The following is a 13,615-nucleotide window of genomic DNA, read 5'->3' as shown; positions in this document are numbered from 1 at the left end:
TTGCCGGGCCCCTGCTCTGGCATCATGCACAAAGCGGAACCTCGTTCCGGAACGATACGGAACCTCGTTCCGTTTTTGCAAGCGGCGAGTGGAAGGAGCGGCGCGGTGAACGACAGTGACGAGGGCGCAGGGCAGGCGGCCCCGGCTAGGCGGAAGGACGCCCGGCGCAACCAGAAGGCCCTGCTCGATGCGGCCTCCGCGGTCTTCGTCATGTCGGGCGTGGAAGCGCCGGTACGCGACATCGCGGCCAGGGCCGGCGTCGGGGTGGGCACGATCTACCGCCACTTCCCGGCGCGAGCGGACCTCATCATCGGCGTCTACCGGCACCAGGTCGACGCCTGCGCTGATGCCGGTCCGGCCCTGCTGGCGACCAGCCCTTCTCCGCACTCCGCACTAGGGCAGTGGATCAGCCTCTTCGCTGATTTCCTGGTCACCAAACACGGACTCGCCGCAGTGCTGCAGGCCGACAACGCCGGCTTCGAGGCGTTGCATGCCTACTTCCTCGACCGCCTCGTACCCGTCTGCGCCGAACTGCTCGAAGCCGCAGCCGTCGCCGGCGAGATCCGCCCCGACATCGATGCGTACCAGCTCATGCGCGGCGTCGGTAACCTCTGCATCGGCGCGGACAGCGATCCCCGCTACGACGCACGCCGCATGGTCGAACTCCTCGTCGCAGGGCTGAGCCGACCACACCAGTGACCTCGGCGACATCGCGCGTGCGGCTCTACTGAATCGCGAGACTCACGCGGCTTGGCCGAGGCCGGCGGTGGTCAGGTCCTGCTCGCGCAGCGGGGTGAAGTCGACGTCGAGCTTTGGGTCGTACGCGTCGGGCTGGATGCCGAGCTCGTGCGTGCTGTACTCGCCGAACCGGTTGATGTGCTCGGTCAGGTACGGCGAGATGTGCGCCAGGTCCTCCGGGTCGATCTTCGTTGTCCGCGATGACGCCGCGGTTGCCGAAGCCGATCCACTGGGAGAACCGGTTGAACGACTCCACCTTGTTGGTCGCCGCAGTCACCCGCCGACGAAGCGGTGCGTCGGCGAGGTAGCGCAGGAGCTGGACGGTGCGGATCACGCGGCCGACCTCGCGGAACGCGGCGTACGTGGCGTTCTTCCTCGACCCGGAGCGCAGCCGCTTGAGCAGCGTGGAGGAGGAAATGGCGCCCTCGCGCACGGAGACGGCCACGCGCATCAGGTGGCGGAATTGGGACTCGATCAGGTCGAAGTCGATGACGTTCTTGCCCGGCTCACCGAACAGGGGGTCGATGTGCACGTACTCCGTCTGCTTGGAGGGCCGGTAGAAGGTCAGTTCCTTCCAGTTCCTGATGTCTCTTTTCCCTTGAGTTCCCGGGAGTCGCCGGGCGTCTGTGCTGGTCCCTGCCGCTGGTGGCCTGCGGCGTCGCGCGCTCGGCCAGCGTGCTGGCCAGAGTTGACGGATCGTCGGGATTCCTGAAATATTCGCCTCCTCGTTGATCGATGTGCCGTATGGGTGAAGGCGAGGTCGGTGGTGTCGCTGGCGCTGGTGCGTGACCTTCGCTCGGTGCGGCCGACACCGGCTGATGAGGACCTCGACGCCTTCGAGCAGGACCTCGTGGCCGGCTTCGTGCTCGCGAGAGCCGCGGCCGGAGTGGAGGACGGGTCGATCCAGGCAGAGATCAGAGCCGTGTCGGAGTTCCGTGACTCGATGGGGCGGCATCTGTGGACTGCCCGCCCGGATGACGCCGACCGGTTCCTCGGTGAACGGTGTCGAGGTCAGTCCCACAGCACGGTCAGCGGCAAGGCGTTCGGTGTCGCCGTATTCTTCGAGTACCTGGAGCTGCGGCACCAAGCGGAGATCCACACACTGACCGGCGATCTGGTGCAGTGCCCGATCGACGAGATGAACAGGCCCCGGGGCGGCTGGCAGCTCAACATCCGCATTCCACCCAGCGACGCCGAGATCGACAAGCTCTTCGACGGTTGGCGGGACCACGTGGCCACGACTCGCAAGTTCCTGCCTGCCGCCCGCAACTACACCGCCGCGAAACTGTGGTCCCAGGTGGGCCTGCGTATCGGGGAGTCGACCCGGCTCGACATGGCCGATCTGAAGTGGGAGTTGGGGCCACTTGGCAAGTTGCACGTTCGATTCGGTAAGGGCTCGCGTCGCCGCGGACCCAAGCAGCGCATCGTGCCGCTGATCAACGGGGCCCGCGATCAGGCGGTGTGGTTCGTCGAGGAGGTCCGCGGGCAGTTCGACGATGCCTGGGACCAGCCGGGTGCCCCCTTCCTCGTCTCCGAGCGCAGGGCGACCGACGGCTCGTGCGGCCGGGTCAGTACCGAGACGCTGAGGGCCGGCCTGGCCAGGGCGGTCGAGCGGCATCTGCCGTCCTGGCGCGGGCGCTTGAGCCCTCACGTTCTGCGGCATTACTGCGCGTCGTCGCTGTATCGCAACGGCGTGGATATCGTCGCGATCCAGGAACTCCTCGGCCACGAATGGGTCGCCACCACAATGGGGTACATACACGTGCATATCAGTCATATCGAAGATTCCTGGGAGAGGGCTGCGGGCCGATCGGCGGCCCGGCTGGGCGGGGTGAGGTCATGAAGTGGGATCTGCGTATGGCGGCGGCCCGCCGTGAGATCTGGAAAGCCAGCGACATGCGCAGGCTGCTGGCCGAACGCGGACTGGAGATCAGCGTCGGGAAGATGTCGTCCTTGTGGTCTGGGCAGCCGACCTCGATCCGGCTCGATGACCTGGAGGTCATCTGCGACGCGCTCGGCTGCGGCCCCGAGGAGCTGCTGTTGCGCGAGCTTGGAAAGGTCCAGGCTCACCCAGTCGCCGACATCGACACGCAGGATGTCGCGGTCGGGCAGGCGCCCGTCGTCAGGCCGGTCCGTCGCAGTGGTCGCACGGCACCGCCGTGAACAATCGCGAGGCGTTCATCGCTGCCCTGCGAGGCGAGTTGGTCTGTTCCGGCTGCGGCATTCGGCCGCCCCGGACCCCCAAGCACCGGCGATGCTGGGAATGTGCGCGCGACGGCGGTGTGGCTCCGACCTGCAGGGGGTGCGGTGGACCGTTCTGGATGTCGGGCTGGTGCCGAAGTTGTCATCCGGGCCTGGTGCCGCTGTCTGAGCGCCCGCGCTCGTGCCGGACGTGTTTCTCCTGGGGGCCGATGAATGCCTTGACCTGCAAGGCCCCCGCAGCTTCAGCCGTGTGCACCCAGTGGGCTCCTGCGAAACCTGCGCACGCCGGGTTCCGCTCTCGGACGGCCACTGCAGGCTCTGTCGTCACCAGGCCCGGATACTGGCCGGCGAGACCGGTGACTACGGGCCCGCAGCTCTCCACCTCGTGCGGGCCACCGGCCAGCAGCTGTTCATCGGTGACACCCAGCGCCGCATCACACGTCATAATCCGGGCCGCGTGACGCGCAAAGCAACTAGAGAGCAACTTGCCCAGCCCGTAGGGAAGTTGCGCATTTGGCATCCGATGGACTGGCCCGTCCACCACGAGATCTTCAGTCTGCCCATCGACGAGCTGCCCCACCGGATACTGAGCGATGACGGACCTCGGCTGGCCTGGTTCGCGCATCTGGAACCCGCCGTGTCCCGGATCGGCGAGGCCAAGGGCTGGAGCCGCGATGTGCGCGAGAGCGTCACGCTCACCCTGGAAGGCGTAGTCGCCACCCACGAAGCCGGGACCCCCAGATACTCGGCTTCCCGGATCGCCCTCCTCGCCGACGGCAGTAAGCGAAACGTCACCCGGACCATCGAGTTGCTGGCCGAGCTCGGGCGACTCGAAGACGATCGTGCCGATCCCCTCGACCAATGGCTGGAGCGGAACCTGGCCTGTCTGCCTGCTGGCATCCGCACCGACGTCGCTGACTGGATGGACGTCCTGAGGAACGGCAACTCCCGCCGTCGGCCCAAAGCCGAACTCACCTGGAAGAACTACCTGATGCAGGTCCGGCCGACCCTCCTGTCCTCGTCGACCGAACACGGAACCCTCCGCGAGATATCCAAGGCCGAGGTCGTCGCCGCCCTCGAAGCGCCGACGCCATTCGGCGGAGACGGGCACACCCGGCTGACCGCGCTGCGTTCGCTCTTCGCGTTCCTCAAGGCCCAGCAGAAGGTGTTCGCCGACCCCACCAGCCGACTGGGCCGCAACGTCACCCGCAGACCGGGACAGAGAATCCCCACCCGCCTGCCGGCCTCCGTCCTGGAAGAGATCGGAGTGATCACGCACACTCCCGCAACGTGGCTGGTGACGGTGCTGACCGGCCACCACGCACTCGGAGCGGTACACCTCCAGGCCCTGGCGCTGGAGGATGCCGATCTGCCCAACCGCCGGTTGACCATCCAGGGGCGGTCCCGCCCTCTCGACGACCTGACCCGCCAAGCCATCCAGCGGTACCTCGACTACCGAAACCGCAGGTGGCCGAGTACGAGCAATACGCATCTGCTGATCACTCAGCAGACTGCCCATCACGACGGCCCGGTCAGCCGGTGGTGGCTCGGACTTGCCCTGCGTGGCCAGGAAGCCAGCCTCGATCTTCTGCGGCAGGACCGGATCCTCGACGAAGTCGAAGCCGCAGGGGTCCGCGACCCTCTGCACATTGCGGCGGTCTTCGGACTGCGACCCGATACCGCCCAGCGGTATGTCGATGCCGTGTATGGACGCCATGACCCCACCGCGAACCTCTGAGCGGTTCAAGGGTCAACTTCGAGCTCTCACGGTTCCAAGTGCGTACGTTGGCGGTGAGGTGGATCATTGACCCTGCCTCTACTTTCCGCGCTCTGGTGGGAGCTTTGGCACCAGGGAGGTTCGATGCGTCGCATGCTCGCTCTGGCGCTGTCTGGGCTGTTTGCCGCCGCCGTGGCCTGCTCGGATGAGACGGTCAACACCACCCCAGCAAGCAGCCCCCCGGTGAGCCGTACACCGGCCGAGGAGACGCCTGCCACGGCGTCGCCGAGCCCCACCCCGTCGCGGGCCTCCGCCGCTGTGGGAGACACCCTCGATCTCACCGGAATCGGTGACGACGAGAAACTCGCCGTCACCGTTGTACGGGTGGTCGATCCGGCGGGTGCTAAGAACCAATACGCCAGTCCAGATGCGGGCATGCGGTTCGTGGCGGTCCAGTTCCGACTCAAGAACACCGGGACCGCCGTCTACAAAGACTCTCCGAGCAACGGCGCCAAGGTCGTGGACACCCAGGGCCAGCAGTTCGACGCGACTTACGAGGACACCAACGCCGGCCCTGGATTCCCCGGCAGTGTCACCATCGCGCCAGGCGACACCGGACTGGGCTTTATCACCTTCGAGGTCCCGACGTCCTCCAAGATCGCCAAAGTGCAGTTCGCGATGAACAGCGGATTCTCTGGAAACGCCGGTCAGTGGAATGTGTCCTGACATCACCGGGTGCCGCAGTCTTTGCCTCACGAGCCTCCAACGGCGACCGGCCTATGATGGTGACCTTACGACCTCCGAACTTGAGGGTAGACGCTGGCCAAGCAGCCTTGTCGACCCCTCTGGTTCCGCCGCAACAGCCCTTCGGTAATCCTGAACTTGTGGCCTCCTCCGGGGCATCAAGTCGAAGCCCAGCAGGTGGGCGAGCGCGAAGACAGGGAAACTCTGGCCCTGCGTATCCGCGTGCACCGTGGCCGGATGCACCTCGGATGTGTTCTTCAGCAGGCCCTCGATGATGTAGACGGCCTCCCACACGCCGCACGGGATGAAGTGCGTGAACAGCGCGATGTAGGTGTCCGAGACGTGGTGGTAGGCGATGCCTCCCGGCTTGCCGTACCGGACGCTCGTCTCGGAGAGCAGGTTGTCGAGATAGGTGTCCATGTGGGTGCCGTCCGCCGCCACCGCGGTGCCGTCGCCCCACGCCTGCGAGATGTCCAGGCGGGCGTGCGCGTTGACCAGGTCGGCGATCGCCTCGTTCAGCAGCTGAATCGAGAAGTGCTTGTTGGCGACGTACGACAGCTCGTGCCCGCTCACGCCCGGGATGTGCCGGGCGGCCTCGTAGGGGCCCATGTTGGTGCCCTTGACGAACGTGACGATCACGTACCGGCCCAGGGGGTCGGTGAGCTTGGGCTCGTTGCCGGACGGCGGGCCGAAACGGCGCCACCACTCCACCCAGTACGCGGTCCGGGCCACGATCCCCATCAGAGACCGCTCCGGCATCCTCGCCTTGATCTCCTGCTCCAGCCGCTTCGCCGAGGGCCGCTGACCGTCAGCTCTGAACGCCTTCAGCGACGGGATGCCCGTCTCCGGATCGATGACCAGGCCCTCGTTCTCCGGGTACCCGGCGTCCGCCGCCGCGGCAGCGCCTCGCAGCTTGTCCTCCAGCCGCCGGCGGAAGAACTTCGCGTCGAACTGGGCGCTCTCGCCCGGCTCGCACAGGCCGACCTCCACCAGGTAGGACCCCAGCGTCTCCTGGACGACTTCCCAGTCCAGCAGTTGCTCAGACCAGTCGGCGTACTCCTCCGAGCCGACCACCGCGACATCGCCGGTACGCAGTTCCTCGGCGAGTGCGGTGAGGACCATCGCTTCGAAGTGCTTGCGGACGAACTGCCCGGTCCGGGTCTTGTCGAGGACGGCCTTGCGCCAGTTCTGGGTGGCAAAGGAGATGTCGACCTCCTTGCCCTCCTCGTTGAAGGCGGTGATGTACTCGCCGCGGGCCGCTGGTGACGCTCAATGTCACCACCAACGACACTGAGCCGAATGGGTGACGGGCCGGGCGGTTCGGGCTTCAAGATCATCCCGTTGCCCCTTTGGCGCGTATCTCGGTCACACCCCACTACTCGGACGGCAAGGCCAACGAGCGTAGCCTGGCCGCCCTCATCGGCACCAAAGGCACTGCGATCACCCGTGAGGCACAGGACGCCGAACCCATGCGTCAGTGGGAGGACATGCGCGCCACCACGGGTGTCCTGGACTTCCTCGCCGAACTCACCATGGATGTCGACGACATCCGGGAAGAGGCGAACAGGCTCCACGAGCGGCAGGAAGCGCGTTCCACCTCGCCCGGACGACCGAGAAGGAAGCCCGTGACCTGTGCGTACACGGACTGAAGCAGGCATACGAGCTACTGCCCGAATTCCGCATGGGCTCCATCCAGAGAGTGGACATCGTGTCGGCCATCGCGTCCATGAGGAGCGAGGCCAAGGAGGCCGGCAGCAATCCCCTCACCCACCTGCCCGGCAGCCCGCCCAAGCAGGACTATGCCGGGGGAGTCGGCACCAACCCGGTCTCACCGACGCTTCAGGACATCCGGACGCGGTTGTCCGCGCTGCCAGGTGCGGAGGACTACTGGAGTCCGCCGTCGTCGAGCCAGGACCGGAAGGACTGGATCAGCGCGAACAAGGAGATCGTTCAAGCCGCGGCGAAGAACTCCGGATTGCCGGCGGACGTGGTCGCCGGGATCGCCTGGCAGGAGATCGGCGGACAGCCCGGCATCCTCGACGACCTCACGGACACGATCCGCGAGCAGGCCGACGCACTCTGGGGGCTGAGCCCGGCCTCCCCGGAGAACCTCCCGTGGCGCCTCGGCGGAACCCCCGACGAGACGTCCTTCGGACCCATCGCCATCCAGGTCCGCCACGGAGCCGAAGTACTCGGCTACGACCCCCAGCACATGACCGAACAGCAGCGAGCAGTCGTGGAGGAGTCCCTCCAGGACCCGGGGCAGAACATCTTCATCGCGGCGGAGTACCTGGCCCAGCTCAAGGCCGAGAGCGAGTTCGCCGACGTTCCCCCCGAGCAGATGACGCCCGAGCAGCGCCAGGAACTGGCGGCGCGGTACAACGGTGGTCCGTACTGGCGGGGCGATGACGCCCAGGTCCTACGGACGGGCCTTCACCAAGAACCTCGACGAAGCCAAGGGAGCTCTCCAGTGACGTCCGATCGGCCCGACTTCGCCGGGACCGCCGGTGACGACGGCTGTCTGCGGTGGGTCATGGCGGTCCCGCTGGTGCTCCTCCACGTGATCGCCGCATGGTTCGTGTACATGGCCCTCACGATCCGGCCCGCGGGCAGCTGGGACGACGAAGCACGGGCCGGGATCGAGCTGTCCTGCGTCCTCGCCATCGCCGCGAGCGGACTCGCCCTGCTGATCACTCTGCTTCCGTCGATCCGTCGCGCCATGGGTCCCTGGTGGCTCGCTCCACCGCTTCTTCTGGGCGTGATCGCGGCCGCCCGGTGGGCAATCGGGGTGTGAGGACGAGCGTCCGCACCTCGTGCCCCAACCGTGCCCTTCAGGACGGACACCAGCGGTCGACAAGGGTGTCCAAGAGCTTGTGGGACGAGTGCCGCCAGAGCGTGTTTCCGCAGGTCAGGAGCGGGATTATCGAGCTCGGTGACGGTGATTCCCAAGCTTGTAGCGCGGGTTCGATTCCCGTCATCCGCTCCACTGCAAAGCCCCAGGTCAAAACCTGGGGCTTGTTTGTTGCCTTGAACTCCCAGAGGGCACAGCCGATTCAGAGAGGGAGATCATCAGGCAGGACACGGAACGCCTTGTGCCGCCCCAGGGGGCGTACGGCGCGGAAGTCCCGGCGGTCCAGGGTGAGGATTGCGGCTGTGTCGTAGTCCGCGGCCAGGGACACGTTCACCGCGTCCGCGAGATCGAGATCCAGCCCCCGGTAACGCGCGCGAACGGATTGGGCGACGCTCAGATGGGTCTCGGTGATCTCGGGCACCGAGACCCTGCCTCGGCGCATCCAGCCGCGAATGTCGTCGATCGCGCTCACCGCGGCCTCGCGGCCGAGTTCACGGGTGACCACGTGGTCGAGCTCTGCAAGCAGAAGCGGAGACATGACCAGGAGTCCTGCGGCCATGATCGCCTCCTGCGCCGCCTCGTGCTCGGGATGTGTGGAGTCGAGCGCGGCCAACAGGCCGGACGTGTCGGCGATGACGATGATCACGCGACTGTGGCTCCAGGGGTGGCGTCACGCTGGACGGCGTCGGCGACGACGTCACGGATCTCGCCCTTGGCGAGGGTGCGCCCCGGGCCCGCGAAGGTACGGGAGAACAGCGGCTCGTCCCAGACACGGTTGGCCATGGCGGCAAGGTGGATGCCCTGCCGGATGATCTCGGCTTCGCTTATACCGCGACGCTTGGCCGCTTCCTTGATGATCGCGAGGTCTTCCGGGTCGGCGTAGACGTTGGTGCGCTTCATCGACATGTACCAAGGCTAACCCATGTACCGGTTTGATGTACGGAATGGGCGCCCCCTCCCGGTGGTGCGACGCGTACCCCTCCCACAGGAGCCGGCCCCATGCCCTGGCAGTGGATCGCCCCGACTTCCCTCCCCCGCGCCGTCCCCCGTCGGCCGACGGGGGACGGCCCCGGCCCGTGTGTCCGAGCGGCCGTGCCGGAGACGGTCGCGCGCGGTCGCGCGTGGCGAGGTCCGACGCCGTGACCGCGGCGCGCCGCGACCACGGCCGTCTGTGGCGTCGGGCCCGGTCGCTGATCCTCTGGTGGAGCACGCTCACCCTCGCCTGCCGGCTGCTCGGGCAGGCGGCGGACCATCCGGCGGGCCTCATGCGGAGTGCCGCGTCCGTCACGCTTTTCGTCGCCATCGGTGAGGCCGGCGACCGGGTCCGCAGGCGTTTCACGGCGCGGTGGCGAAGGCCCCCGTCCCTCGGCTGACGGCGCGCGCCGTGCGGCCCGGGTGATCGTCGTCGAACGGGGACGGGGGGAACGGGAACGGGGGGCGAACGGGGCCGGGGCGAGCGGAACCGAGCCGGACGCGGACCGGACAGGCCGCCGGTGTCCCCCCGCGCCGTCCGGGAACGCCCGGTCAGCCGGGGAGGACGACCCGGAACGTGGTGTGTCCGGGTCTGCTGGTGACCTGGACGGTGCCTTTGTGGGCGGTGACGACCGCGCGGACGATCGCCAGCCCGAGCCCGGTGCTGCCGGTGCTCCGGGACCTCGCTCGGTCGGCGCGGACGAAGCGGGTGAAGACCTCGGGCTGCAGCTCCTCGGGAATGCCCGGTCCGCTGTCGGTGACGGTCAGCCGGACACCACCGGTGCCCGAGGCCAGAACGACGGTCACCTCGGTTCCGGGCGGGGTGTGGGTGCGGGCGTTGGCGAGGAGATTCCCCAGGACCTGCTGGAGGCGGTGGGAGTCGCCCGTCACGGTCACGGGTTCCTCGGGCAGGTCGAGGAGCCAGCGGTGGCCGGGGCCCGCGGCGCGCGCGTCGTCGACGGCGTCGAGCACGAGCAGGGTCAGGTCGACGGTCTCTTGTTCCAGGGGCCGCCCGGCGTCGAGGCGGGCCAGCAGCAGGAGGTCGTCGACGAGGCGGGTCATGCGCTGGGATTCGGACTGGACGCGCTCGAGGGCGTGGCGGATGCCGGCGGGAACGGGGCCGTGGTGACGCAGGGCGAGTTCGGCGTGGCCGCGGATGTTGGCGACGGGGGTGCGCAGTTCGTGACTCGCGTCCGCGGCGAAGTGCCGGAGACGTTCCTCGCTGCCCTGACGCCGGACGAGGGCGTCCTCCACATGTCCGAGCATGTGGTTGATCGCGACGGTGACCTGGCCCACCTCGGTGCGCGGGTCGGCCTCGGGGAGGGGGTCCGGCATGGCGACGTCGCCGTCGGCCAGGGGCAGCCGTGCGACGCCGGCCGCGTGCTCGGTGACCCGGCGGAGGGGCGCAGGGAGATCCGTACCCACAGCGCCCCCGCGACTCCGGTGGCGAGGAGCGCGCCGCCGAAGACCGCCGCCTCGACGGCTTCGAGGCGGTGCAGCGTCGCCTCCACGGGGCGCAGCGGCAGGCCGGTGAGCAGGATGTCGCCGTCGTCACCCGGTACGGCGACGACACGGTAGGCGCCCAGGCCGGTGAGACGGACCCGGTGGCCCCCGCCGTCGACCGGCACCGCGGTCAGCGCGTCGCGGTCGGCGGGCGTGAGAGTGACGGGGCGGTCGCTGGTGTCCGTCACCACGGCGGCCTGGGTGACGGTGCCGTCGAGCAGGCGGGCGCCGAAGGTGGCCTCGGCCTGCCCGCGGGTGTCGGGGCGGTTGTCGGCGTCGGGTGTCCGCTCGTGTTCCAGGCTGGCGGCGAAGCGGCCTCCCGTCGCCGTGAGCTGTTCGTCGAGACGTGCCACCAGGAATCCCTTGAGCGCGATGACGGTGGTGATCCCGACCGCCAGACAGGCGGCGGCGAGCAGCACCAGCAGCCCGGCGGTGAGCTGGCCGCGCAGGGTGCGTGGCAGGGGACGCCTCACGGTGCTTCCGGCTTCAGGACGTAGCCGACGCCGCGCACGGTGTGGATCATGGGAGGCCGGCCCGCGTCGATCTTCTTGCGCAGGTAGCTGATGTAGAGCTCGACGATGTGGGCCCGGCCGCCGAAGTCGTAGGCCCAGACGCGGTCGAGGATCCGGGTCTTGGACAGCACCCGTCGCGGATTGCGCATCAGGAACCGCAGGAGTTCGAACTCGGTGGGCGACAGCTCGATCACCGTGCCGGAGCGGCGGACCTCCCTGGCCTCCTCGTCCATGGTGAGACCGCCGACGACCAGCAGGTTCGCGTCCGTCTCGGCGGTCATGCCCGCGCGGCGCAGCAGGCCGCGCAGCCGGGCCAGGACTTCCTCCAGGCTGTAGGGCTTGGTGACGTAGTCGTCACCGCCCGCCGTGATGCCGGCGATGCGGTCCTCGACCGTGTCGCGGGCCGTCAGGAACAGCACGCACACCCGGCGGGCCTCGCGTCGCAGCTCGCGCAGGACGTGCAGACCGTCGGCGTCGGGCAGCATCCAGTCCAGGACGACCGCGTCGGGGCGGAAGTCGCGGGCGGTCGCGAGCGCGGACGTGCCGTCGGCCGCCGTCCGCACCTGCCAGCCCTCGTCGGTCAGGGCACCGGACAGCACGTCGGTGACGTCGGGTTCGTCGTCGACGACCAGGACCCGCGGCGGGCTCCCGTCGGGCCGGTGCAGGGCGGGGAGTGGGTGACGTTCTTCCATGGTGAGTCCAGCATCCCTCGCGCGCGCCGCCCCCGGTGGGCGGCGATTCTGTGAGTTCCCTCTGAGAGACCCGCTGCGGCGGGCGGCTCAGAGCCTGTCGGATGGCCTTCGATCGACAGGCGGGCGCGGTCTGGTGTGTGCGATTCCAAGGCGCCGGGATGCCGCTGTAGCGGAGCTACCGGGGCGTGTCGGCAACGCCGGCAGCGCGCGTGCCAGGGCGTGACCGCCCGGTCAGAGGCCACCCGACAGGCTCTCAGAGGGTACGCAAAGGTTCGGCTGTGATGCTGGGCCGGCCGGTAACGGAGCGAGCTCCGAGGAGCGATCATGACCACGTCCACGATGGCGCACGAGCGGAACGGCGCGCGCCGCAGGCCGCCGCGGCGCGCTCTCGTCCCCGTGCTCGCGCCGCTCGCGATCTGGGCGGGAGCCGCCGGTGTGCTGGCCTTGTGGTGGAGCGACACGTCCTCCGTCGTCGGTCCGGCCGACTGGCTGACCGGCGCGGGCCGCATGACCGGTCTGCTGGCCGGATACGCGTGCGCGGTGCTGCTGGCGCTGATGGCGAGGACGCCCCTGCTGGATCACGGCGTCGGCACCGACCGGCTCGCCCGCTGGCACGCCTGGGGCGGACGGTGCACCGTGTCGCTGGCCCTCGCCCACACACTGCTGGTCGTCTGGGGCTACTCCGTGGTGTCCCACACGTCCGTCGTGGGAGAGGCCACGACGCTGGTGCTGGACTATCCGGACCTTCTCGGGGGCACCGCCGGATTCCTGCTGCTCGTCGGCACCGGTGTGCTCTCCGCCCGCGCGGCCCGCCGGCGGCTGAGCTACGAGACCTGGTACTACCTGCACGTCGCGACCTATCTGGCGGTCTTCCTCGCCTTCGGGCACCAGCTCTCCAACGGCGCGGACTTCGTCGGCAACCGGTCCGCGCAGGCCGCCTGGTACACGCTCTACCTCGGGGTCGCGGCGCTGGTCGTCTGGTATCGCTTCGTCGTCCCCGTACGGCGGGGACTGCGGCACAGGCTGAGGGTCGTGGCGGTCTGTCCGGAGGCGCCGGGCGTCGTGTCCGTCCACCTCGGGGGCGAGCACCTGGAGGAGCTGGGCGGGGCGTCGGGGCAGTTCCTGCGCTGGCGCTTCCTCACCCGGGGACTGTGGTGGACGGCCAGTCCGTACTCCCTGTCGGCGCCCGCCCACCCCCGTCGGCTGCGCATCACGGTGAAGGACGCCGGTGGTCACAGCGGTGCGCTGGCCCGGCTGGCCGTCGGTACCCGGGTCTGGGCGGAGGGGCCGTACGGCGCTTTCACCGCGGACCGCCGCACCGCGCCGAGGGTGCTGCTGCTGGCGGGCGGCGTGGGCATCACCCCCCTGCGGGCGCTGTTCGAGACGCTGCCCGGCGAGGTGACCCTCGTCTACCGGGCCCGCCGCCCGGAGGATCTGGCCCTGCGCGGTGAACTCGACGCGATCGCGGCCCGCCGCGGGGCGACCGTGCACTACGTGGTCGACGAACCGGCCCGCTTCTCCTCGCCGTTGACGGCGCGCGCGCTGACCGGTCTCGTTCCCGGCCTGGCCTCCCACGACGTCTATCTCTGCGGCCCGCCGCCGATGGCACGAGCGGCCGTGCTCGCCCTGCGCGAGGCCGGGGTGCCCGCCCGCCGCATCCACCACGAGTCCTTCGCGTTCTGAG

General features: G+C 69.0%; 14 protein-coding genes and 1 pseudogene. 9 read left to right on the top strand and 6 right to left on the bottom strand.

What is annotated here, in order from left to right; translation table 11 throughout:
- The first annotated feature begins 105 nt into the window (after positions 1-105).
- The gene (locus tag OG393_RS16385) at positions 106-699 is read left to right on the top strand and encodes a TetR/AcrR family transcriptional regulator (RefSeq protein ID WP_327375395.1); all 594 of its coding nucleotides are present in this window, start codon (positions 106-108) and stop codon (positions 697-699) included.
- Between the two features lie 25 nt (positions 700-724).
- Here OG393_RS16385 and OG393_RS16380 read toward each other — a convergent pair whose 3' ends face one another.
- Positions 725-1,324 carry a Tn3 family transposase gene (locus OG393_RS16380; RefSeq protein WP_442817420.1) on the bottom strand — a complete coding sequence of 200 codons (600 nt, stop codon included), beginning with the start codon at positions 1,322-1,324 and terminating at the stop codon, positions 725-727.
- A gap of 180 nt (positions 1,325-1,504) precedes the next feature.
- Between OG393_RS16380 and OG393_RS16375 the strand changes: the two genes are divergently transcribed.
- The 4 genes from OG393_RS16375 (at position 1,505) to OG393_RS16360 (ending at position 5,383) form a co-directional block, all read left to right on the top strand.
- Positions 1,505-2,581, top strand: coding sequence for a tyrosine-type recombinase/integrase (locus OG393_RS16375; protein WP_327375393.1), 1,077 nt, complete (start codon positions 1,505-1,507; stop codon positions 2,579-2,581).
- Complete coding sequence (locus OG393_RS16370) at positions 2,578-2,901, top strand: helix-turn-helix domain-containing protein (protein ID WP_327375392.1); 324 nt, start codon at positions 2,578-2,580, stop codon at positions 2,899-2,901. Before OG393_RS16375 ends, OG393_RS16370 begins: the two co-directional genes overlap by 4 nt.
- A gap of 562 nt (positions 2,902-3,463) precedes the next feature.
- Positions 3,464-4,678, top strand: coding sequence for a hypothetical protein (locus tag OG393_RS16365; protein ID WP_327375391.1), 1,215 nt, complete (start codon positions 3,464-3,466; stop codon positions 4,676-4,678).
- A 123-nt stretch (positions 4,679-4,801) separates the two neighbouring features.
- On the top strand, positions 4,802-5,383 hold the full coding sequence (locus OG393_RS16360; protein WP_327375390.1) for a DUF4352 domain-containing protein: 582 nt from the start codon (positions 4,802-4,804) through the stop codon (positions 5,381-5,383).
- A gap of 51 nt (positions 5,384-5,434) precedes the next feature.
- On the opposite strand, the gene OG393_RS16355 is transcribed toward OG393_RS16360, so the two are convergent.
- On the bottom strand, positions 5,435-6,523 hold the full coding sequence (locus tag OG393_RS16355) for a Tn3 family transposase (protein ID WP_327375389.1): 1,089 nt from the start codon (positions 6,521-6,523) through the stop codon (positions 5,435-5,437).
- A 227-nt stretch (positions 6,524-6,750) separates the two neighbouring features.
- Here OG393_RS16355 and OG393_RS16350 point away from each other — a divergent pair, with 227 nt between their 5' ends.
- A complete protein-coding gene (locus tag OG393_RS16350) occupies positions 6,751-7,050 on the top strand; it encodes a hypothetical protein (RefSeq protein ID WP_327375388.1) in 300 nt (99 codons plus the stop codon).
- 59 nt (positions 7,051-7,109) lie between these two features.
- Complete coding sequence (locus tag OG393_RS16345; protein WP_327375387.1) at positions 7,110-8,195, top strand: hypothetical protein; 1,086 nt, start codon at positions 7,110-7,112, stop codon at positions 8,193-8,195.
- A gap of 259 nt (positions 8,196-8,454) precedes the next feature.
- Here OG393_RS16345 and OG393_RS16340 read toward each other — a convergent pair whose 3' ends face one another.
- Both OG393_RS16340 and OG393_RS16335 read right to left on the bottom strand, forming a co-directional pair.
- Complete coding sequence (locus OG393_RS16340; protein WP_327375386.1) at positions 8,455-8,898, bottom strand: PIN domain-containing protein; 444 nt, start codon at positions 8,896-8,898, stop codon at positions 8,455-8,457.
- Positions 8,895-9,158 carry a CopG family transcriptional regulator gene (locus OG393_RS16335; protein ID WP_327375385.1) on the bottom strand — a complete coding sequence of 88 codons (264 nt, stop codon included), beginning with the start codon at positions 9,156-9,158 and terminating at the stop codon, positions 8,895-8,897. Before OG393_RS16335 ends, OG393_RS16340 begins: the two co-directional genes overlap by 4 nt.
- Positions 9,159-9,391: 233 nt before the next feature.
- Between OG393_RS16335 and OG393_RS16330 the strand changes: the two genes are divergently transcribed.
- Complete coding sequence (locus tag OG393_RS16330; RefSeq protein WP_327375384.1) at positions 9,392-9,625, top strand: hypothetical protein; 234 nt, start codon at positions 9,392-9,394, stop codon at positions 9,623-9,625.
- A 151-nt stretch (positions 9,626-9,776) separates the two neighbouring features.
- On the opposite strand, the pseudogene OG393_RS16325 reads toward OG393_RS16330, so the two are convergent.
- Positions 9,777-11,200, bottom strand: a pseudogene (locus OG393_RS16325) (sensor histidine kinase).
- The gene (locus OG393_RS16320; protein ID WP_327375383.1) at positions 11,197-11,931 is read right to left on the bottom strand and encodes a response regulator transcription factor; all 735 of its coding nucleotides are present in this window, start codon (positions 11,929-11,931) and stop codon (positions 11,197-11,199) included. Before OG393_RS16320 ends, OG393_RS16325 begins: the two are co-directional and overlap by 4 nt.
- Positions 11,932-12,255: 324 nt before the next feature.
- Between OG393_RS16320 and OG393_RS16315 the strand changes: the two genes are divergently transcribed.
- Positions 12,256-13,614, top strand: a complete 1,359-nt coding sequence (locus OG393_RS16315; RefSeq protein ID WP_327375382.1) for a ferredoxin reductase family protein — start codon at positions 12,256-12,258, stop codon at positions 13,612-13,614.
- Position 13,615 lies beyond the last annotated feature (1 nt).

It is taken from the genome of Streptomyces sp. NBC_01216, from assembly GCF_035994945.1.
Classification (GTDB): domain Bacteria; phylum Actinomycetota; class Actinomycetes; order Streptomycetales; family Streptomycetaceae; genus Streptomyces.
The sequence above is the reverse complement of the archived record's forward strand: the minus strand, read 5'-3'. Positions and strand labels throughout refer to the sequence as shown.

What these genes read in the sequence shown, in the direction of transcription:
- OG393_RS16360 (WP_327375390.1), top strand. Translation starts at nt 4,802, where the DNA reads ATGCGTCGCATGCTCGCTCTGGCGCTGTCTGGGCTGTTTGCCGCCGCC.
- OG393_RS16365 (WP_327375391.1), top strand. Translation starts at nt 3,464, where the DNA reads ATGGACTGGCCCGTCCACCACGAGATCTTCAGTCTGCCCATCGACGAG.
- OG393_RS16370 (WP_327375392.1), top strand. Translation starts at nt 2,578, where the DNA reads ATGAAGTGGGATCTGCGTATGGCGGCGGCCCGCCGTGAGATCTGGAAA.
- OG393_RS16335 (WP_327375385.1), bottom strand. Translation starts at nt 9,158, where the DNA reads ATGTCGATGAAGCGCACCAACGTCTACGCCGACCCGGAAGACCTCGCG.
- OG393_RS16320 (WP_327375383.1), bottom strand. Translation starts at nt 11,931, where the DNA reads ATGGAAGAACGTCACCCACTCCCCGCCCTGCACCGGCCCGACGGGAGC.
- OG393_RS16355 (WP_327375389.1), bottom strand. Translation starts at nt 6,523, where the DNA reads ATGGTCCTCACCGCACTCGCCGAGGAACTGCGTACCGGCGATGTCGCG.
- OG393_RS16315 (WP_327375382.1), top strand. Translation starts at nt 12,256, where the DNA reads ATGACCACGTCCACGATGGCGCACGAGCGGAACGGCGCGCGCCGCAGG.